At 67.0% G+C, this 20275-nt stretch carries 19 protein-coding genes and 1 other RNA gene; 16 read left to right on the top strand and 4 right to left on the bottom strand.

Going from position 1 to position 20275, the window contains the following annotated elements:
• Nucleotides 1–17: 17 nt before the first annotated feature.
• The 4 genes from IPM80_12260 to IPM80_12245 are packed head-to-tail and all read right to left on the bottom strand — an operon-like array spanning nt 18 to nt 3541.
• On the bottom strand, nt 18–614 hold the full coding sequence (locus tag IPM80_12260) for a BON domain-containing protein (protein MBK8959182.1): 597 nt from the start codon (nt 612–614) through the stop codon (nt 18–20).
• Nucleotides 615–1322 carry a phosphoheptose isomerase gene (locus IPM80_12255; GenBank protein ID MBK8959181.1) on the bottom strand — a complete coding sequence of 236 codons (708 nt, stop codon included), beginning with the start codon at nt 1320–1322 and terminating at the stop codon, nt 615–617.
• Complete coding sequence (locus IPM80_12250; GenBank protein ID MBK8959180.1) at nt 1267–1653, bottom strand: YraN family protein; 387 nt, start codon at nt 1651–1653, stop codon at nt 1267–1269. Before IPM80_12250 ends, IPM80_12255 begins: the two co-directional genes overlap by 56 nt.
• The gene (locus IPM80_12245; protein ID MBK8959179.1) at nt 1640–3541 is read right to left on the bottom strand and encodes a penicillin-binding protein activator; all 1902 of its coding nucleotides are present in this window, start codon (nt 3539–3541) and stop codon (nt 1640–1642) included. The genes IPM80_12250 and IPM80_12245 overlap by 14 nt, the downstream gene beginning before the upstream one ends.
• Here IPM80_12245 and rsmI point away from each other — a divergent pair.
• From rsmI to IPM80_12165, 16 genes are all read left to right on the top strand, one after another.
• Nucleotides 3519–4424, top strand: a complete 906-nt coding sequence (gene rsmI / locus IPM80_12240) for a 16S rRNA (cytidine(1402)-2'-O)-methyltransferase (protein ID MBK8959178.1) — start codon at nt 3519–3521, stop codon at nt 4422–4424. The genes IPM80_12245 and rsmI overlap by 23 nt on opposite strands.
• Nucleotides 4425–4465: 41 nt before the next feature.
• Nucleotides 4466–4862: RNase P RNA component class A (gene rnpB / locus IPM80_12235), an RNA gene on the top strand.
• 271 nt (nt 4863–5133) lie between these two features.
• Nucleotides 5134–5649, top strand: coding sequence for a division/cell wall cluster transcriptional repressor MraZ (gene mraZ, locus IPM80_12230; protein ID MBK8959177.1), 516 nt, complete (start codon nt 5134–5136; stop codon nt 5647–5649).
• A gap of 54 nt (nt 5650–5703) precedes the next feature.
• Nucleotides 5704–6555, top strand: coding sequence for a 16S rRNA (cytosine(1402)-N(4))-methyltransferase RsmH (gene rsmH / locus IPM80_12225; protein MBK8959176.1), 852 nt, complete (start codon nt 5704–5706; stop codon nt 6553–6555).
• Nucleotides 6552–6815 carry a cell division protein FtsL gene (gene ftsL / locus IPM80_12220; protein MBK8959175.1) on the top strand — a complete coding sequence of 88 codons (264 nt, stop codon included), beginning with the start codon at nt 6552–6554 and terminating at the stop codon, nt 6813–6815. The genes rsmH and ftsL overlap by 4 nt, the downstream gene beginning before the upstream one ends.
• Entirely contained in the window at nt 6812–8554 is a 1743-nt protein-coding gene (locus IPM80_12215) for a penicillin-binding protein 2 (protein ID MBK8959174.1), read from the top strand. Before ftsL ends, IPM80_12215 begins: the two co-directional genes overlap by 4 nt.
• Nucleotides 8551–10041, top strand: coding sequence for a UDP-N-acetylmuramoyl-L-alanyl-D-glutamate--2,6-diaminopimelate ligase (locus tag IPM80_12210; protein MBK8959173.1), 1491 nt, complete (start codon nt 8551–8553; stop codon nt 10039–10041). The genes IPM80_12215 and IPM80_12210 overlap by 4 nt, the downstream gene beginning before the upstream one ends.
• Before the next feature lie 5 nt (nt 10042–10046).
• The gene (locus IPM80_12205; GenBank protein MBK8959172.1) at nt 10047–11402 is read left to right on the top strand and encodes a UDP-N-acetylmuramoyl-tripeptide--D-alanyl-D-alanine ligase; all 1356 of its coding nucleotides are present in this window, start codon (nt 10047–10049) and stop codon (nt 11400–11402) included.
• Nucleotides 11396–12478, top strand: a complete 1083-nt coding sequence (locus IPM80_12200; protein MBK8959171.1) for a phospho-N-acetylmuramoyl-pentapeptide-transferase — start codon at nt 11396–11398, stop codon at nt 12476–12478. The genes IPM80_12205 and IPM80_12200 overlap by 7 nt, the downstream gene beginning before the upstream one ends.
• An 11-nt stretch (nt 12479–12489) precedes the next feature.
• On the top strand, nt 12490–13848 hold the full coding sequence (gene murD, locus IPM80_12195; protein MBK8959170.1) for a UDP-N-acetylmuramoyl-L-alanine--D-glutamate ligase: 1359 nt from the start codon (nt 12490–12492) through the stop codon (nt 13846–13848).
• Complete coding sequence (gene ftsW, locus IPM80_12190; protein ID MBK8959169.1) at nt 13845–15113, top strand: putative lipid II flippase FtsW; 1269 nt, start codon at nt 13845–13847, stop codon at nt 15111–15113. The genes murD and ftsW overlap by 4 nt, the downstream gene beginning before the upstream one ends.
• On the top strand, nt 15106–16185 hold the full coding sequence (gene murG, locus IPM80_12185; GenBank protein ID MBK8959168.1) for an undecaprenyldiphospho-muramoylpentapeptide beta-N-acetylglucosaminyltransferase: 1080 nt from the start codon (nt 15106–15108) through the stop codon (nt 16183–16185). The genes ftsW and murG overlap by 8 nt, the downstream gene beginning before the upstream one ends.
• Nucleotides 16178–17584: a UDP-N-acetylmuramate--L-alanine ligase gene (murC, locus tag IPM80_12180; protein MBK8959167.1), complete on the top strand. Its 1407-nt coding sequence runs from the start codon at nt 16178–16180 to the stop codon at nt 17582–17584. The genes murG and murC overlap by 8 nt, the downstream gene beginning before the upstream one ends.
• 28 nt (nt 17585–17612) lie before the next feature.
• Nucleotides 17613–18524 (top strand): UDP-N-acetylmuramate dehydrogenase, encoded by a 912-nt coding sequence (murB, locus tag IPM80_12175; GenBank protein MBK8959166.1) that lies wholly within the window; start codon nt 17613–17615, stop codon nt 18522–18524.
• Between the two features lie 29 nt (nt 18525–18553).
• The gene (locus IPM80_12170) at nt 18554–19480 is read left to right on the top strand and encodes a D-alanine--D-alanine ligase (GenBank protein ID MBK8959165.1); all 927 of its coding nucleotides are present in this window, start codon (nt 18554–18556) and stop codon (nt 19478–19480) included.
• Entirely contained in the window at nt 19477–20229 is a 753-nt protein-coding gene (locus IPM80_12165) for a cell division protein FtsQ/DivIB (GenBank protein ID MBK8959164.1), read from the top strand. The genes IPM80_12170 and IPM80_12165 overlap by 4 nt, the downstream gene beginning before the upstream one ends.
• The last annotated feature ends 46 nt before the right edge of the window (nt 20230–20275 follow it).

Genomic DNA, 20275 nt, shown 5'->3' with positions numbered 1-20275 from the left:
CGGTCTGTCTCGCTTCCTTACTGGTACTCGAACAGTTTGACCACCCGCTGCACACCGGCGGTCTGGCTGGCGAGTTGCGCGGCGAGATCTCCTTCGTCCTGTTTCACCAAGCCCATCAGGTAGACCGTGCCGGCTTCGGTCACGACCTTGATCTTGATGGCGTTCAGTTCCTTGGCGCCGACGATCTTGGCTTTGACGCTGGTGGTCAGCCAGCTGTCGGTGGTGCGCGAACTGACCGGGCTCGGCGCGGCAATCGTCACTTCGTTGTGCGCGGTGCGCACTTTCTCGATGCCCTTGACGAGATCGAACACGCGCGTGCGCATGTCTTCGGTGGGCGCTTCGCCGGACACCAGGACAATCTGGTTGTAGCTGGTGACATTGATATGGGTCTGCTGGGCGAGCTCCTTGTCTCCGCGCAACAGGTTGCCGGCCTTCAGTTCGATGCTTTCATCTTCGACAAGTGAGCCGGCGGTGCGCGGATCGTTCACCACCGACGCGCCACCCGCCGCGCCGCCCAGCACCACGCCGATGCAACCGCTGAGTGAAGCGGCCACCAGCGCCGCCGTGGCGAGGCGTGCGAGAGCAGCAGCGTTCAATAATCTCGTGGCTTTCATTCAAGACTCCTGGCCAAGCAGATGGCAGTCAACCAAATCACAAAGGCAATGGATCACGGCAAGCGTCGACTCCTGCACGCGGGCAGTGGAGAAACTCGGTATGCGGATCTCGATGTCGCCGTCGTCCAGACTGGCGGCGGCCTGTCCGCCATCCTTGCCGCTGACCAGGATCACGCGCATTTCGCGATCATGGGCCGCGTCGATGGCGTTGAGGATGTTGTGTGAATTGCCACTGGTGGAGAACGCCAGCAGGATGTCGCCGGGATGGCCCAGCGCACGGATCTGTCGGGCAAAGATGTCGGCGAACTGGTAGTCGTTGGCGATCGAGGTGACGGTCGAGGCATCGGTCGTCAATGCAAACGCGGCGAGACCCGGGCGTTCCCGTTCGAAGCGGTTCAACATCTCTGACGAGAAGTGCTGGGCGTCGCCGGCGGAGCCGCCGTTACCGCAGGTCAGCACCTTGCCGTTGTTCATGATCGCATCGGCGATGGCGGCGGCGGCGGCGGCGATCAGCGCCGGCAGTTCATCGCGGCAACGCTGTTTGACGGCGATGCTTTCATCGAAAGTCGACTTGATGCGTTCAATCGGATCCACGGTGCGGCTGTTCCTGCTAGAGCTGGTCTCAAGGTGAAGAAGGCACGGCGCGCAGGCATTATGCAGAAAACGCCCCCGCAATCCAGTCGCATTGCGGGTGGCTGGCGTCACCATACATAGCCATGACATCGAAACGACAGGCATGGTTCGCAAATTGCGGGTGGCGCATCAGAAAATCCTCGGCGGCGCGAATCAGGCGCCGCTGTTTGCGCGCATCGATGCTCTCTACGGCGCTGCCGTGGCTTGCGCCACGTCGGTAGCGTACCTCGACGAACACCAGCGAGTCGTCGGCCAGCATGACGAGGTCGATTTCGCCGCCGCGGCAGCTGTGATTGCGCGCCACGCAGGTGAGGCCTTGCGCCACCAGTTGCGTTTCCGCGTGACGTTCCCAGCGCTCGCCGCGACGCGGGCGCGGCGTGGTCGCGCGGGCTTCAGTTGACGCCAACCGTACCGGTCTCACCGATCGCCCGGGGCACGCCGTCGACGAACTTTATCCACGACATGTTGCGATGGAGGACACCGTCGCCGTCCATCCACAGGTCGCCGGTCACGCCCGGCACGCGCATGGTTGGACGCGCGCGCATGCGCGACAGGAAGGGCAGGATGCGATAGGCATCGATGCCGAAGCCGTAGAGCCGCGTATAGGTTTGCGCGGGGCCCGGCCAGCTGCGACGCACGAGCTGGTAGGAGTCGGCATCGACCGTGCCGAACAGCCACGGCATGTCGCCGAACACCAGTCCATTCAGATCGACATCGTTGGTGCGGGTGTTGCCGTTGAAGACCGTCGAGGTCGCGTACACCGGGATGGAATCGGCGCCGAAGTAGCGTAGCTGCGGCAGCAGCTGGCGCGCGTTGTTGGGGAAGGCCGCCAGCAGGATCGCACTTACGTCGGCGCGAATGCGCGCTTCGGAATGCAGCGGCATGCCGAGCTTGCGGCGCAGCGCCGCGGCACGCGCCTCGCTCATGTCGATATTGAGCGCGCGGCGGACGGCGCTCGGATAGGCGTCCGCCGAGTCGGAATAGGAGATCTGCGCCAGCACCGAGCCGCCGAGATCCTGCCAGGCCTTGTTGTAGGCGCCGCTCAGCCGCGCGCCCCACGCGGAGTTCGGGGCGATGATCAGCGCGCGGCCGCCTTCGCTGTAAGCGCGGCGCGCGACCTGGCTGGCTTCGTCCTCGGGCGTGAGCCCGAACTGGTAGAAACCCGGGCGCGCACCGACCGCGCCCGGCTTGTTCTCGACCACGTTCAAGGCCAACACGCCGACCGGCATTTCAGGCAGGGTCTTGAGGCGCTCGACCAGGTTCTTTTGCAACGGACCGACGATGAATTCGGCGCCGTCGCTGACCGCGCGCTGATAGTCCTTGAGGATGTCGTCACCCGAGTTCGCGTAGACGCTGACGGCGGGCCGCGCGGTGGTGTTGGTGTCGTTGAACCAGGCAGTCATGAAGCCGTCTCGCACGGCGCGCGCCGCGCCCCCGAGCGTTTCATCGAAAGGCAGGACCAGGGCCACGCGCGTGGGGCGCGCGCCAGCCGCGGTGGCGCGTTCCAGCAGACCATCGAGCAGCGGCGTCGCAACGTGGCCGGCGTGGCGCTGTTGCCACTCGGCGAGTTTCTGGCGCATGCCCTCGGCGTCGAAGGCCGATTGCTGGTTGATGGCGGCCAGGGCATACCAGCCGTTGGCGACGGGCTCCGCGGCCGTAGCCGCCAACTGCTCCGTGAGCCTGGCCGCCGGCAGTTGGCTGACGGCGGCCCAGGTGGCCTGGGTCAGAGCGGCCTGTTGCGCGGGCGGATAAGGATATTGAAGCGACTGGATGCCGGCCGCGGCGGCGGTCGGGAAATCAGCCAGGCTGGCCGCGGCGGCCGCGATCACGCGGCTCTGCACGCCACGCGCGTAGGGCGACAAGCTCGCGCTTTGAACTTTGCTGGCGAGCGCCAGCGCCACGTCGGCATGACCGCCCTCGAGTTGCGCCCGCGCCTGCGCGAGCATTGCCAAGGGGGCGGACGATTCGCCACCCGCCGACAGGGCTGTCAGCGCGGTCGCGGCTTGGGCCGCGTCGCCGGCATCCTGGTAGGCAAGGCTGGCCAGCGCGTTGGCGTGCGCCGCCTCGGCGCCGGAAAGCTGGGGCGCCTGCACGGCGAAGGCCGCGGCCGCGCCGGCATAGTCGCCACGATTCAACAAGCGTTCGGCGGCGGCCAGCGGATCGGGCGCGGGTGCCGGTGTTTGTTCCTGCACATTGCCTTGCGAGGTACACGCGCATGTAATGAGCGCGGCCACACCGACCAGTACAAAGCGCAGGGGAAGCAGGGTGGAAATGAGCGCGGAGCGGATCACCAAGGCAGTATCTTTGCCCGCCGTGGACGTGTCAATTGAACGGCCCGGCGTCTATGTCGTGGCGACACCGATAGGCAATCTCGGCGATTTTTCGGCGCGCGCCGCCGCGACGCTGGCCGCTGTCGATGTGATCTTCTGCGAGGACACGCGCCACAGTCGCCGTCTGCTCGATCACTTCGGCATCAACACGCCGGTGAGCGCCTTGCACGACCACAACGAAGTGCACATGAGCGAGCAATTGCTCACGCGCCTGGCCGCAGCCGGACAAGCCTGCGCCCTGATCTCCGATGCCGGCACCCCGCTGATCTCCGACCCCGGCTATGCCTTCGTGCGCAGCGCCGTGGCCGCCGGCCTGCCGGTGCACACCGTGCCCGGCCCCTGCGCCATCGCCGCCGCGCTCAGCATCGCCGGTCTGCCTACCGCGCGCTTCAGCTTCGAAGGTTTTCTGCCCAGCCAGGCCGCGGCGCGACAGACGCGTCTCGAGTCCCTCTCCGGCGACCCGCGCACCCTGGTGTTCTACGAGGCGCCGCATCGCATCGTCGCCAGTGTGCTGGCCATGGCCGACGCCTTCGGCGACCAACGAGAAGCGGTGGTGGCCCGCGAATTGACCAAGCGCTTCGAAACCCTCTACCGCGGCGCCCTGGCCGACATCGGGGCGCGCATGGCGAGCGACGCCGACGCCTCGCGTGGAGAATTCGTGGTGATGGTGGCGGGCAACGCAGTCGAGCAGGGTGCGGACGACGCCGAACTCGAGCGCCTGCTGAAAATCACGCTGGCCGAGACCGACCGCCGTGCGGCGGTGCGCATCGTCACAGCCCTGTCGGGGCGGCCGCGCAACCAGGTCTACCAGGCTTCGCTGCGCGTTTCGGCGGCCGACGACGCCTGAGCGATTGAATTCGTCGGCTCGAACTCCCACACTGCGCCCAGCAAGTCGGCCGGGTGATCGCTGTCGTTGGCATCGGCCCTCATCGGCCGCTGCGGGGCGATAGAGGAAAGTCCGGGCTCCGCAGGACGGGATGCCAGGTAACGCCTGGGGGGCGTGAGCCCACGGAAAGTGCCACAGAAAATATACCGCCACGCGGCAACGCGGGGTAAGGGTGAAATGGTGCGGTAAGAGCGCACCGCGCCGGCGAAAACCGGTGGCAGGGTAAACCCCATCCGGAGCAAGACCAAATAGGGGAACGTGCCGCGCAAGCGGTGAAGTGTGGTCCGCACCAGTTCCCGGGTAGGTCGCTTGAGGCGTATGGCGACATGCGTCCCAGATGAATGATCACCGTGCTGCTTCGCAGCAACACAGAACCCGGCTTACAGGCCGACTTGCTCTTCTCCTCCTGCCCGTCAGGCTCGCCCCGATCGTGATATTTCAGGTGAGCTTGGAAACTTATCTGGATGATTTACCGAAGCGTTTTCCCACAGGCTTTCGAGCCCTGTCGGCACTTTTGGCGCCTCGACCTAAGTTACTGTAAGTAAAGAGAGAATCGCCCATCCGGCGGGGCCGTTTTGCTTGACAGTTTTCCGCCGCCCTCCTTATAGTGCCGCCTGGTGGTAAATAGTGGGGAAAAGTGGATCTGCCGTGAACACCATGCCGGGATTGCATGGGCGTGCCCGCCCTGTCCCGCGATGGTCCGCAGCAAGTCCCCGTCGTCTCGATGTTCCGTGGGCAAAGCACAATCAGCGTCGATGCGAAGGGGCGTTTAGCCGTCCCCACGCGCGTGCGTGAACTGCTGTCCACCCTGCCGAGTCAAGAGCTTGTCATCACTTTGAATCCCTGGGATCTCGCCCTGTGGGTATATCCCGTCGCGGAATGGCTCTTGATCGAAACCAAGCTCGCGGGCCTGTCGGATTTCGACCGTCAGAGCCGTCGCACCAAGCAGATCATGCGCGGTTACGCCACCGAGTGCGCGTGCGACGCCCAGGGACGCGTGCTGTTGCCGCCGCAGCTGCGCGAAATCGCTCGTATCGACAAGCAGGTGGCGCTGCTCGGTCAAGGCAACAAGCTCGAGATCTGGGACGCCGCGACCTGGGCCGCCGAGCGCGACAAGTGGCTGCGCGACGTCGCCGATGGCAGCGATGCCGCGACCTCCGCCGGCCTGGAATCTCTGTCGCTGTGAGTGACTGCATCATCCGCCCACATCCCGGTGTTGCTGCATGAAGTGCTCGAGTTCATGCACGTTCAGCCCGACGGCACCTATATCGATGCGACGTTCGGGCGCGGTGGTCACAGCCGTGCCCTGCTCGAACGCCTCGGCCCGCACGGCCGGCTCATCGTTTTCGATCGCGATCCCGAGGCCATCGCCTGCGCGCGCGAACTCGCTGCCGGGGACGCACGCGTGAGCGTCGTGCACGCCGCGTTCTCTTCGCTGGCCGAGTGTGGCGCGCGCGACGTCGACGGCGTGCTGTTCGACCTCGGCATTTCTTCTCCGCAGGTCGACGACGCCAGCCGCGGCTTCAGCTTTCGCCAGGATGGTCCGCTCGACATGCGCATGGATCCGCGCACTTCACCGAGCGCCGCCGAATGGCTGGCGAACGCCAGTGAAAGCGAGATTGCCGATGTTCTGTTTCGTTACGGTGATGAACGCCGTTCGCGCCTGATCGCCAAGCGCGTGGTGGAAGCACGTCGACGCGCGCCGCTGACGACGACGCTGGAACTGGCCAAGCTCATCCACGCCTGCTTTCCCCATCATGGCGGGCGCATCGACAACGCCACGCGCAGCTTCCAGGCCCTGCGCATCTTCATCAACGATGAAATGGGCGAGATCGAGCGTGCGCTGGCGATCGCGCTCGGCCTGGTCAAGCGCGGCGGGCGCGTGCTGGTCATCGCCTTTCATTCGCTCGAGGACCGCTACATCAAGCATCGCTTCCGCGAACTCGATGCCGAGGCGCGCAACGCTGGCGACGGTGATGCACCGCGCTTTCGGCTGCTGATGCGCAAGTCGGTGCAAGCTGGCGCCAGCGAACTCGCCGCCAACCCGCGTGCGCGCAGCGCCCGCCTGCGCGTGTTGGAGCGGGTCGCATGAAATCCCTGGTGGTCGCCATCATCATCGGGCTCCTCACCTTCGCTTCGGCGGTTGAACTGGTGTTGTGCCGGCACCAGAGCCGTCGCTTGTTCGTGGAACTGCAGAACCTGCACGAAGTGAAGCAGGGGCTGGACCAGGAATGGGGCCAGCTGTTGCTGGAGCAGGCCACCTGGGGCGCCGAACTGCGCGTCGAGCAGATCTCCAACGACAAGCTCGGCATGGTGGTGCCATCGCCAGCGCAGGTGGTGGAGCTGCAATGAGCGCGCGCAACGAAAGCCGTCGCGAACTCAAGCTGCGCCGACGCATCGTGGTGGCGCTGTTCGTACTGGGCGCCGCCGTGCTGTCGTGGCGCGCCATCGATCTGCAGGTCAACAAGCGCGAGTTCCTGCAGAACCATGGCGACGCGCGTTACCTGCGCGTGGAGCGCATCGATGCCAATCGCGGCATGATCCTCGACCGCAACGGCGAGCCGCTCGCGATCAGCACGCCCACGCAGTCGGCGTGGGTACAACCACGCCGCTTCGTCGAGGCCAAGGACAAGTGGCCGAAGCTCGCCAAGATCCTCGGCATTCCCTTCGACCAGCTCGAGACGCTGATCATGCCGCGCCTCGACAAGAAGTTCGTCTACCTGCAGCGCCATCTCACACCCGACGAGGGCGATGCGCTCAAGCGCCTGGAAATCGCGGGCCTCAACCTGCAGGAAGAGCAGCGTCGCTATTACCCGGCGGGCGAGGTGGCGGCGCACATCCTCGGCTTCACCAATGTCGACGATCAAGGCCAGGAGGGCGTCGAGCTTTCCTACGACCACATTCTCAAGGGCGAGCCCGGTCAGCGGCGCGTGATCAAGGACCGCATCGGTCGCGTGGTCGAGGACGTCGAACGTCTGCGCGCCACGCGTCCCGGCCGCGACGTGTACCTGAGCATCGATCAGCGCATCCAGTACGCCGCCTACCGCGCGCTGAAGATTGCTGTGCAACAGAACGAAGCGCGCGCCGGCATGATGGTGGTGGTCGATCCGCACAGCGGCGAAGTGCTGGCGCTGGTCAACCAGCCGTCCTTCAATCCCAATAATCGCGACAACTTGAACAGCGAGCGCTACCGCAACCGCGCCGTGACCGACTTGTTCGAGCCGGGCTCGACCTTGAAGCCCTTCACGTTGGCGGCGGCGCTCGAGAGCGGCCAATACAAGCCGGAGTCGCAAATTGATACGTCGCCGGGCCGCTTCAAGATCGGCAAGGACACCGTGCGCGACATCAAGAACTACGGTGTGCTCGATCTCGGCGGCATCATCCAGAATTCGAGCAACGTCGGCGCCAGCAAGGTCGCCCTGTCGCTGGAACCCGAAGTGCTGTGGAAGGCGTTCCGCGATTTTGGCTTCGGTTCGATTTCGGAAATCGCGCTGCCGGGCGAAGGCTACGGTCGCCTCAACGAATATCGCAACTGGAGCGAGATCGAGCATGCCACGCTGGCCTTCGGCTATGGCCTGTCGGTGACCGCCGCGCAACTCGCGCGCGCTTACACGGTGCTGGCCAACGACGGCTGGATGCAGCCCCTGAGCATCGTCAAGCTGTCCGAACCCGAGCCGCGCAAGCGCATCATCAGCGCCAACACCGCGCAGGAGATCCGGCGCATGCTGACGCGTGTGATCACCAAGGGCACGGGCGCGCTGGCGGCGGTGCCTGGTTACTCGGTGGCGGGCAAGACCGGCACGGTGCACAAGTCGATCAGTTCCGGCTATGCCGAACATCGCTATCGCTCGCTGTTCGCCGGCATGATCCCGGCGGAAAACCCGCGCCTGGTGGCGGTGGTGATCATCGACGAGCCGCAGCGCGGCGTGTATTTCGGTGGCAAGGTCGCGGCGCCGGTGTTTGCCAGCGTGATGCGCGACGCCGTGCGCATCCTGAACATTCCGCCCGACCAGCCGGTGCAGGCCACGCCCGAAGCGGTGTGGCTGGCGACCGGCCATGATGGCGATCGCGCCGCGGAGTCCACGCAATGATGGCCAGCAAGCTCGCCCACGGCGTCACGCTGGCGACCCTCTTGCAGGACATCGCAACGGTGCCGCGCACGCTCGATCGGCACGTCGAGGACATCACGCTGGACAGCCGCGAAGTGCGGCCAGGCAGCTGCTTCATCGCGCTCGCCGGTCACAAGGAAGACGGCGCCCGCTACGCCGCCGAGGCCATCGCACGCGGCGCCATCGCGGTGATCGCCGAGCGTCCGCTCGAGGATCTGCGCCCCGACGTGCCGCTGATCCACAGCGCCGAACTGCGCCAACAGCTCGGCGCCATCGCCAACCGCTTCTTCGACACGCCGTCGGCGGCGCTCGAGCTGTGCGCGGTCACGGGCACCAACGGCAAGACCACGGTCGCGCATCTCGTCGCGCAGGCGGTGGAGCTCATGGGCGACGCGGCGGCCTACATCGGCACGCTGGGCGCCGGCGCTTTGCATCAACTGCAGCCGCTCGCCAACACCACGCCCGACATCATCACCATCAACCGTTGGCTGGCCGCGAGTCGTGAGCGCGGTTGCCGCGTGGTGGCGCTGGAGGCCTCGTCCCACGCGCTCGCGCAGCAACGCCTCGGCGGCCTCAAGATCCGGGCCGGCGCCTTCACCAATCTCGGCCACGATCATCTCGACTACCACGTCGACGTCGACACCTATGGCTCAGCCAAGCGCCGCCTGTTCGCGCATCCCGACCTGCAGGCGATGGTCATCAACATCGACGACGCGCTAGGCGCGCAGATCGCGCTCACGCGCCCCGCCGCGCGCAGCCTGTGGACGTGTTCGTCGCGCGGCGCCAGCGCGCGGCTGCGCGCCGACGGCGTGGTGGCGGCCAGCACCGGCATGCAGTTCACGCTGGACATCGACGGCTGGCGCAAACGCATCGCCAGCCGCCTGGCGGGGCGCTTCAATGTCGACAACCTGCTGGTGGTGTGTGGCCTGTTGCTGGCCTGCGATTACGAAGCGCGCGCGGTCGCCAACGTGCTGCCGCTGCTGCGCGGTGTCAGCGGCCGCGCCGAGGAGTGCGGCCGCAGCGCGAGCGGCGCGCGCATATTCGTCGACTACGCCCATACGCCCGACAGCCTCGCCGCGATCCTGGCCACTTTGCGTGAACTCGCGCCGCGCCGCATCCTGGTGGTGTTCGGCTGCGGCGGTGGGCGCGATCGCAGCAAGCGGCCGGTGATGGGCGCGATTGCCGAGCGCGACGCCGAGCGTGTGATCGTCACCGCCGACAATCCGCGCGATGAAGACGCAGCCGTCATCGCCAGCGAGATCCTGGCCGGCATGCGCACGCCCGAGGCGGCCGAGGTCGTCGTCGATCGCGCCGAGGCCATACGCGTGGCGATAGACGAGGCTGGCGATGGCGATATCGTGCTGATCGCAGGCAAGGGACACGAGCGCACCCAGGAGAGCGCCGGCCGCAGGACGGCGTTCAGCGATCACGCCGAGATCGCACGCGCACTGGCGGAGGGCAGGCCGTGATCCGCATGACGCTGTCCGCCGCCGCCACCGCGCTCGAGGCGAGATTCGCCGGCGACGATCGCGAGTTCACCGGCGTCAGCACCGATACCCGCAGCCTGGCGCCGGGCCAACTGTTCTTCGCGCTGCGCGGGCCGAATTTCGACGCCCACGAAAAACTGCAAGAGGCGCTTGCGGCGGGCGCGGTGGCGGCGGTGGTCGAGCGCGCGATGCCGTGCCGCGTGCCGCAACTGGTGGTGGCCGACACGCGCGCCGCGCTCGGCACGCTGGCACGCGCCTGGCGTCAACGCTTTGCCATCCCGGTACTGGCCGTGACCGGCAGCGCCGGCAAGACCACGGTCAAGGAAATGCTCGCCGCCATCATGCGCACTCAAGGGCCGGTGCTCGCCACCAGCGGCAATTTCAACAATGACATCGGTTTGCCCCTGACCCTGTTCCAGCTCGATGCCAGCCATCGCGCGGCGGTCTTGGAAATGGGCGCCAACCATGTCGGAGACATCGCGCTGCTGGTCGCGATCGCGCGTCCGCGCATCGGTGTCATCACCTTGTGCGCACCCGGTCATCTCGAAGGCTTCGGCAGTATCGAAGGCGTGGCGCGCACCAAGGGCGAAATGTTCGCCGGCCTGCCCGACGATGGCATCGCGATCCTCAACGACGACGATGCACAGGCGCTCCTGTGGCGCGAACTCGCCGGCCGGCGTCGCGTGGTGAGTTTTGGCGCCGCGGCGGATTTCCGCGCCGACGACGTCGAAGCGAGCACCGCCGGCACGGACTTCACGCTGCGCACGCCGCAGGGTTCGATCGGCATCACGCTCAAACATCGAGGCCTGCACAACGTGCGCAATGCGCTGGCCGCCGCCGCCGCCGCCAGCGCCGCCGGCGTGTCGCTGGCCGACATTCGGCGCGGCCTTGCCGAGGCCGGCACCGTCAAGGGGCGTTTGCAGTATCGCGCCGGCCGTGACGGCAGTCGCCTCATCGACGACAGCTACAACGCCAATCCCGCCTCGGTGGCGGCCGCGCTGGCGGTGCTGGGCGGCGAGCCGGCGCCGCGTTGGCTGGTGTTTGGCGACATGCGCGAACTTGGGTCCGACGCCGTTGCTTATCACCGTGAGGTCGGCGCGCAGGCCGCCGCTGCCGGCGTCGCGCAGTTGTTCACCTACGGTGCACTCGCACGCCACGCCGCCGAGCGTTTCACCGGTCGCGTCCATCACGGTGAGGATCATGCGAGCTTGCTCGCGGCGCTGCATGCGGCCCTTGCCGAGGCGCGCCCGTCGCCACCCACGGTATTGATCAAAGGCTCGCGCGCGATGGCGCTCGACCAGGTGGCGAATGCACTCGCCGAACGGAGTGATGTCGCGTGTTGATGGTACTGGCGGAATGGCTGGCGCAGTATCACTCCGGATTCGACGTGTTCCGGTACCTGACCCTGCGCACGATTCTCGGTGTGTTGACCTCGTTGTTCATCGCGCTGATGGTCGGGCCGCGCATGATTCACTACCTGGCCAAGTTCCAGATCGGTCAGACCATTCGCGAGGACGGCCCGCAGTCACACCTGTCCAAGGCCGGCACGCCGACCATGGGCGGCTTGTTGATCCTGGTTTCGATCGCGGCCAGCACGCTGTTGTGGAGCAATCTCAACAATCGTTTCGTATGGATAGTGCTGGTCACCACGCTGGCGTTCGGTGCGGTGGGCTGGTACGACGATTACCTGAAACTCGTGCGCCGCAATTCCAAGGGCCTCGCCGCGCGCTACAAGATGTTCTGGCAATCGCTGGGCGCGCTCGGCGCGGCGGCGGCGCTGTTCTTCACCGCCCAGTCACCGACCGAGACGCAGCTCATCGTGCCGCTGGTCAAGAGCGTGGCGCTGGATCTCGGTTGGATGTATTTCGTGGTGGCCTATTGCGTGATCGTAGGCACCAGCAATGCCGTCAACCTCACCGACGGCCTCGACGGCCTGGCGGTATTGCCGACGGTGATGGTGGCGGCGGCGCTGATCGTGTTCGCCTATGTCGCCGGCAACGTCAAGTTCGCCCACTACCTGGCGGTGCCCTACGTGCACGGCGTGGGCGAGATCTGCGTGTTCTGCGGGGCGATCGTCGGCGCCGGCCTCGGCTTCCTGTGGTTCAACACCTACCCGGCCATGGTCTTCATGGGCGACATCGGCGCGCTGGCGCTGGGCGCAGCCATCGGCACCGTGGCGCTGACCGTGCGCCAGGAACTGGTGCTGGTGATCATGGGCGGCGTGTTCGTGATGGAAACCGTGTCGGTCATCCTGCAGGTGGCGTCGTTCAAGCTGACCGGTCGCCGCATATTTCGCATGGCGCCCATCCATCATCATTTCGAACTGAAGGGCTGGCCGGAACCGCGCGTCATCGTGCGCTTCTGGATCATCACCGTGGTGCTGGTGCTGGCGGCGCTGGCGACCTTGAAGATCCGCTGACCATGACGGCCATGACTGCCACCCGCGGCACCACCCACCAGGCACTCGCTGATTACGCGGTGGTCGGCCTCGGCATCACGGGTTTGTCCTGCGTGCGTTATCTCGCCGCGCGCGGCGTGTCGGTGCTCGCCATGGACAGTCGCGCGACACCGCCCAATCTCGAGACGGTGCGCCACGAGTTCCCCGAGGTCACGGTCATCACCGGCGCGCTCGACGCCGACACCTTGAGCCGCTGCCGGCACATCGTGTTGAGTCCGGGACTGTCGCTGGCCGAACCCGCGATTGCCGCCGCGCGCGCCGCCGGCGTGGATGTCATCGGCGACATCGAACTGTTCGCGCGCGCCGCCAACGCGCCGGTCATCGCCATTACCGGCACCAATGGCAAGAGCACCGTCACCACCCTGGTGGCGCGCATGCTGGAAGCCGACGGATACCGGGTCAGGGTCGGCGGCAATCTCGGCACGCCGGCGCTGGACCTGCTGGAAGTGGTGGCACCCGATTGCTACGTGCTCGAACTATCGAGCTTCCAGCTCGAGACCACCGTGAGCCTCGCGCCGCGCGTGGCCTGCGTGCTCAACATCACGCCCGATCATCTCGATCGCTACGGCAGCTTCGCCGACTACCGCGATGCCAAGGCGCGCATCCTCGCGCGTGCCGAGCAGGTGGTGTTGAACGACGACGACGCGGTGACGCGGCAACTCGCGGGCGGCGGAGCGCGCACGCTGTTCACGCTCGCGGCCCCGGCCGCCGCCCAGTACGGCGTCGAAATCGACGCTGGCGAGGAATACTTGGTCGGCCCGCACGGCACGCGCCTCGCCGCCAGTGCGCTCGGGCTGGTCGGCCGGCACAACATCGCCAACGCGCTCGCGGCGATCGCGGTGTGCCATGCCTTCGGCGCGCGCGGCAAGGTGCTGCTGACCTCGCTCGCGAGTTTCGGTGGGCTCGACCATCGCGCGCAGCTGGTCGCGACCATCGCCGGCGTGCGCTACATCAACGATTCCAAGGCCACCAATTCCGGCGCGGCCTGCGCCACCATTCGCGGCCTGTGTCGCGAGCGGGGCGGCGTGCTGATCGCCGGCGGTGAAGCCAAGGAGCCGGATTTCACCGAGTTCGCCGATACGGTGGTCGCACACATGCATACGGTGGTGCTGATCGGCCGCGCCGCGCCGCTGTTCGCCGCCGCCATCCATGGCCGCATCGCCACCGTGTTCGCCACTGACATGCGCGGCGCGGTGGCCGCCGCCGCCGCCGCGCAGCCAGGCGACATGGTGTTGCTGTCGCCCGCCTGCGCGAGTTTCGACATGTTCGCCAACTATGCCGCGCGCGGCTTCGCGTTCCGCGACGCGGTGCTCGAGAGGATGGCGCCATGAGCGTCACCGCGGAAGCCATCGGCCAGGCCAAGCCGCAGCCGGCGCGTGGCGAGGTGGTGCCCTCGGCCTACGACGTGTGGCTCATCGGCGCCGCGTTCGCGCTGCTGTGCGTGGGGCTCATCATGGTGGTTTCGACCTCGGTCTCGATCGCCGAACATCGCGATCTGACCCAGCTCTATTACTTCAAGCGCCAGCTGTTCGCGGCCATCCTCGGCATCACCGGCGCGGTGGTGATGACACGTACGCCGCTCGCCTATTTCGAACAGTGGAGCACGCCGGTGCTGTTCGTGGCGATCGCGTTCCTGATCGCGGTGCTGATCCCGGGCCTTGGCCACGAAGTGAACGGCTCGATGCGCTGGCTGGGTTTCGGTTTCTTCACCATCCAGACCTCGGAGCCCGCCAAGGTGGCCGTCGCGATCTACGTGGCGGCCTACCTCGTGCGTCATATCAAGCAGGTGCGCACCGACTTCATCGGCTTCATCAAGCCCATCGGCGTCATCACCTTGATTGCCGGCCTGCTGCTGCTGGAGCCGGACTTCGGTACGGCGGTGGTGTTGTTCACCACCGTGCTCGGCATGTTGTTCCTGGCCGGCGTGCCCTATATCCGTTTCTTCTTCTGGGGACTGGCGGCGCTGAGCGCGCTGGCGGCGCTGTCGATGCTCGCGCCTTATCGACTGGCGCGCCTCATGACCTTCATGGACCCGTGGTCCGACCCCTTCAATACCGGTTTCCAGCTGACCCAGGCCTTGATTGCCTTCGGGCGTGGCGAATGGTTTGGCGTCGGCCTCGGCAACTCGGTGCAGAAGCTCTTCTACCTGCCGGAAGTGCATACCGACTTCGTGTTCGCCGTGATCGCCGAGGAAGGCGGTTTCGTCGGTTGCCTGACGGTCATCGGCCTGTTCGTGTTCCTCATCTGGCGCATCTTTCATGTCGGCGGTCGCGCCGAGCGCGCCAACCTGTTGTTCGCCGCCTACGTCACCTACGGCATCGGGTTGCTCATCGGCATCCAGGCCTTCGTCAACATCGGCGTGAACATGGGCATCCTGCCGACCAAGGGCCTGCCGCTGCCGTTCCTGAGCTACGGCAGCAACAACCTGGTGGTGACGCTGGGCGCCATCGGCATCGCCTTGCGCGCGGGAATCGAAGCCCACGAAGTGACCTATCCACGTGCGACCGCGCCGCAGATCATGACCGCGCCGCCGACCTCCGGCGATGACGAGTACGACGACGACGATGACGACGACGCGGAGCGCGACAATGACTAGAACCGTCATGATCGTCGCCGGCGGCACCGGCGGTCACGTCTATCCCGGCTTGGCGGTGGCCGAGGCTTTGCGCGCGCGTGATGTGGAACTGCACTGGATGGGCACCGAGCGTGGCATCGAAGCGCGCGTGGTGCCGCTCGCCGGCCTGCCCTTGACCACCATTCCGGTCAGCGGTTTGAGACGACGTGGCTGGTGGCGCTGGCTGGCCGCGCCGTTTGGCGTGAGCTACGCGGTGTGGTGCGCGCTGACGGCGATGCGTCGCATTCGCCCGCAGGTGGTGCTGGGCATGGGCGGCTTCGTCAGTGGCCCGGGCGGCATCGCGGCGTGGTTGACGCGTCGGCCCTTGATCATCCACGAACAGAACGCGGTGCCGGGCCTGTCGAATCGCATCCTCTCGCATTTCGCGCGCCGGGTATTGCAGGGCTTTCCGAACAGTTTCGCGGCGCGCGTGCACGCCATCACCACCGGCAACCCGGTGCGCGCCGACATCGCCGCGATCGCCGCGCCCGCCGCGCGCCGTCATGACGATGGCGCCTTGAAGGTGCTGGTATTCGGCGGCAGCCGCGGCGCGCGGGCACTGAACGAACGCGTGCCGCAGGCGCTCGCCAGCTGCGCAATCGCCAACCTTCACGTGCGCCACCAGTGCGGAGCCGATGACGTGGCCGCCACCGAAGCGCGTTACGCCGAGGTCGGCAATGTCACCAGCGCGAGCGTGGTGTCCTACATCGATGACATGACCAGCGCCTACGCGTGGGCGGATCTCGTCATCGCGCGCGCCGGCGCCAGCAGCATCGCCGAGATCGCGGCCTGCGGCGTGGCCTCGATACTCATTCCCTATCCCTATGCGGTGGACGATCACCAGTCGGCCAATGCGCGCTACCTGTCGACCGCCGGCGCCGCGCTGCTGATGCCGGAAGCCGACCTCGACGTCGAGACACTGGCGCGCGCCATCGCGAGCCTGCTCGGCGATGCCGAGCTGCGCGTGGCGATGGCTGAGCGCGCCCGCGCGCAGGCGCGGCCCCACGCCACCGCCGACGTCGCCGCCCAATGTCTGGAGTTCATCGATGCATGACCCTCACGGCACGCTCATGCATCGCGTAGAGCGCATTCATTTCATCGGAGTCGGCGGCTCGGGCATGAGCGGTATCGCCGAAGTGCTGTCGAATCTCGGTTACAAGGTCTCGGGTTCGGATCAGAGCAGCTCGCGCGTGACCGAGCGTCTGCGCGGCGCCGGCGTCGCGGTGCTGGGCTCGCATGTCGCCAGCAATGTCGACGGCGCCGACGTGGTGGTCTATTCGAGCGCGATCGCCGACGACAACGTCGAACTCATGGCGGCGCGCGCGCAGCGCATCCCGGTGGTGCCGCGCGCCGAGATGCTGGCCGAGCTCATGCGCTTCCGGCGCGGCATCTGCATCGCCGGCACCCATGGCAAGACCACCACCACCTCGCTGGTGGCGACGGTGCTGGCGGAAGCGGGCCTCGATCCGACCTTCGTGGTCGGCGGCCTGGTCAAGAGCATCAATGCCAACGCGCGCCTCGGCGCCGGTCGCTACCTGGTGGCCGAGGCCGACGAGAGCGACGCTTCGTTCCTGCTGCTGCATCCGCTGGTGGCGGTGCTGACCAATGTCGACGCCGATCACATGGCGACCTATCACGGCGACTTCGCGGTGTTGAAGGCGACCTTTGTCGAATTCTTCCGCCGTCTGCCCTTCTACGGCGTGGCCTGCGTGTGCCTCGACGATGCCCAGGCGGCGTCGCTGATCCCCGAGATCCGCGCGCGTGTCATCACCTATGGTGTGCACGAAGATGCCGACGTGCGTGGCTACGACCTTCGCCACGTCGATGGGCGCGAGCATTTCCGCGTCGCGCTGAAAGGTGAGGCGACGCAGCCGCGCGAGGAGTTCGTGCTCAACCTGCCGGGCGAGCATAACGTGCAGAATGCGCTGGCCTCGATCGCGGTGGCGCGCGAACTCGGCGTCGATCTCGATGCCGCGCGGCGCGCGCTGTCGGGCTTCCAGGGCATCGCGCGGCGCTGCCAGATCCATCGCGACATCGACATCGGCGCACGACGCGTGACCGTCATCGATGACTATGGCCACCACCCCAAGGAACTGGAGGCGGTGCTGAAGACCATCCGCCGCACCTTTCCCGACAAGCGCCTGGTGGTGGTGTTCCAGCCGCATCGCTACACGCGCACGCGCGACCTGTTCGAGGATTTCGCCGCCGTGCTGTCGCGCGCCGACGTGCTGGTGTTGCTGGAAGTCTATGCCGCCGGCGAAGCGCCCATCGCCGGCGCCGACGGGCGCGCGCTGGCGCGCGCCATCCGCACGCGTGGCCACATCGACCCGGTGTTCGTCGCCGAACTCGGCGCGGTCCAGGACGTGCTGGCGGACATCGTGCACGACGACGACGTGGTGGCCTTGCTCGGCGCCGGCAATATCGGCGGCATTGCCGAGGCGCTGGTGTCATGAGCAAGGAAGGCCAGCCCAGGTGTCGGACGTGAACGCGCAGCCCGATCGCATCGACGCGCCATGGCGCGGCGCCTATCGGCGTGGCGAAGCGCTGGCGCGCCACACCAGCTGGCGTTGCGGGGGCCCGGCCGATCACTATTTCGAGCCGGCCGACCGCGAAGAACTCAAGGCCTTTCTGGCCGGCAATGGCGTCGACCCGCTGTTCTGGCTGGGACTCGGCAGCAACCTGCTCATTCGCGATGGTGGCCTGCGCGGTACGGTCATTTCGACCGCCAGGCTGTCGCGCAGCGAATGGCGCGACGACACGCATCTGTATGCCGAAGCCGGCGTGCCGTGCGCGCGCATCGCGCGCAGCGCCGCGCTGCAGGATCGCGCCGGTCTCGAGTTCCTGGCCGGCATTCCCGGCAGCCTGGGCGGCGCCCTGCGCATGAACGCCGGCGCGCTCGGCGGCGAGACCTGGCAGTTCGTGGAGTGGGCCGAAGTGATCGATCGCCGCGGTGACATCACGCGCCTGGCGCGCGACGAGTTCCAAGCCACCTATCGCCAGGTGCGACAGCCTCGGCCGGGCTGGTTCATCGCCGCCCTGCTGCACCTGCCGCAGGCCGCGCACGGCGAAGGTAACGAACGCATCCGCCAGGTGCTGGCGCAGCGCGGCGCGACGCAGCCGACCGGCAAGGCCACCTGCGGTTCGGTGTTCAAGAATCCGCCCGGTGATTACGCCGGACGCCTCATCGAAGCCTGCGGTCTCAAGGGCCATCGCATCGGCGGCTGCGAAGTGTCGACCGTGCACGCCAATTTCATCGTCAACGATGCCGGCGCGCGCGCGGCCGACGTCGAACGCATGATTCGCCATGTGCAAGCCACGGTGCGCGCGCAGACCGGCATCGTGCTCGAGACCGAGGTGCAAATCGTCGGTGAAGCCGAGGAGGCGACACCATGAGCGCGCCGTCCCGCCAGGAGTTCGAGGCCATGGTGCGCGCGGCGGGGCGCGTCGGTGTGCTGATGGGCGGGCGCTCGGGTGAACGCGAGGTGTCGCTGAAGAGCGGCCTGGCCGTTACCGACGCCCTGCGCAATGCCGGTATCGACGCCACCGCGCTCGATTGGGCGGGCACGCTCGAATCGCTGCTCACCTTCAAGGGCTACGACCGCTATTTCATCGCCCTGCACGGGCGGGGCGGTGAAGATGGCCAGGTGCAGGCCGCGCTCGATCTGCTCGGCGTGCCCTATACCGGCACCGGCGTGGCGGGCTGCGCGATTGCGATGGACAAGTACCGCAGCAAGCTCGCGTGGCTGGGCGCCGGTCTGCCGACGCCGCCGTTCAAGGTGGTGGACGAGCGCAGCGACGTACAGAGCGTGGTCGCCGAACTCGGCCTGCCGTTCATCGTCAAGCCGGGCCGCGAAGGATCGAGTCTCGGTGTATCCAAGGTCTCGCTGGCCGACGACTTCGGCACCGCCGTCAAGGCCGCGCTCGCCTACGACGAACTCGTGATCGCGGAGCGCTATATCACCGGCGGTGAATACACGCTGTCGATCGTGGCGGGTCAGACCTTGCCCATGATCCGGCTCGAGACGCCTCACGAGATCTACGACTACGCCGCCAAGTACTTGGTCGATACCACGTCATATATATGCCCGTGCGGACTGTCGGCCGCCGAGGAAGCCGCCGCCGCAACGCTGGGGCTGCGCGCCTTCGAGGCCCTCGACGGCCGCGGCTGGGGACGCGTCGATTTCATGCGCGACGCGCAAGGCCGCATGTGGCTCATCGAACTCAACACCGTGCCGGGCATGACCGACCACTCGCTGGTGCCGATGGCGGCGCGTCAGGATGGCTGGAGCTTCGAAGAGCTGGTGGTCGCGATCCTGGGCTCGAGTCGCGCGCGGGAGGTGGACGCATGAGCCACGCCGTACCAAAGGTCACCGAGCCGCTGCCGCCGCGCGTGGCGCCGACCACCGTGGTGTTCCTGGTGATGGTGGTGGCGACCGTCATCGGCGCGGTGTGGTTGGTGCGCGAACTGTCCGACCCGACGGCCCTGCCGATACGGCGCGTGATGGTGGAGGGTGAATTCAAGCACCTCACCACCGAGCACGTGCAGCGCGCGGTGGTCGGCGCCGTGCACGCCGGTTTTTTCGGCGTCGATGTCACCGACATCCGCCGCCTGCTGCAGGACCAGGCGTGGATCCGCGACGCCAATGTCAGCCGCATGTGGCCAGACGGTCTGCACGTCACCATCGTCGAACAGGTGCCGGTCGCGCGCTGGGGCGACTACGGTCTGCTCAACGAGCGCGCCGACATCTTCGTGCCCGCCGCCGAGGATCTGCCGCGCGACCTGGTGCAGCTCAACGGTCCGCTGGGATCGGAGCAGGAAGTGCTGGAGCGCTACGGCTACATCCGCTCGCAGCTCAGGGCGGTCGGTTTGAAAGTGGTGGCCTTGAGCCTGTCGGACCGCCGCGCATGGACGGTCACCACCGACGGTGGTCACGAGATCCTGCTCGGCCGGCGCTCACTCGAAGAACGCCTGGCACGTTTCAAGTGGGGCTACAGCAAGGGTTTGAATGCGGCGTGGGAGCGTATCGGCCACGTCGATATGCGTTACACCAATGGATTCGCGGTGGGCGAGCGCGGATCAGTGAAGAGGAACGGTTGAAATGAAGGGCTGGCGGACTGGGGTCGGCACTGCGCCGAGGCGCGGG

The organism is Pseudomonadota bacterium (assembly GCA_016719885.1).
In the GTDB taxonomy this organism is placed as follows: Bacteria; Pseudomonadota; Gammaproteobacteria.
Note: the sequence above shows the minus strand (reverse complement) of the source record. Positions and strands in the feature narration are given on the sequence as shown.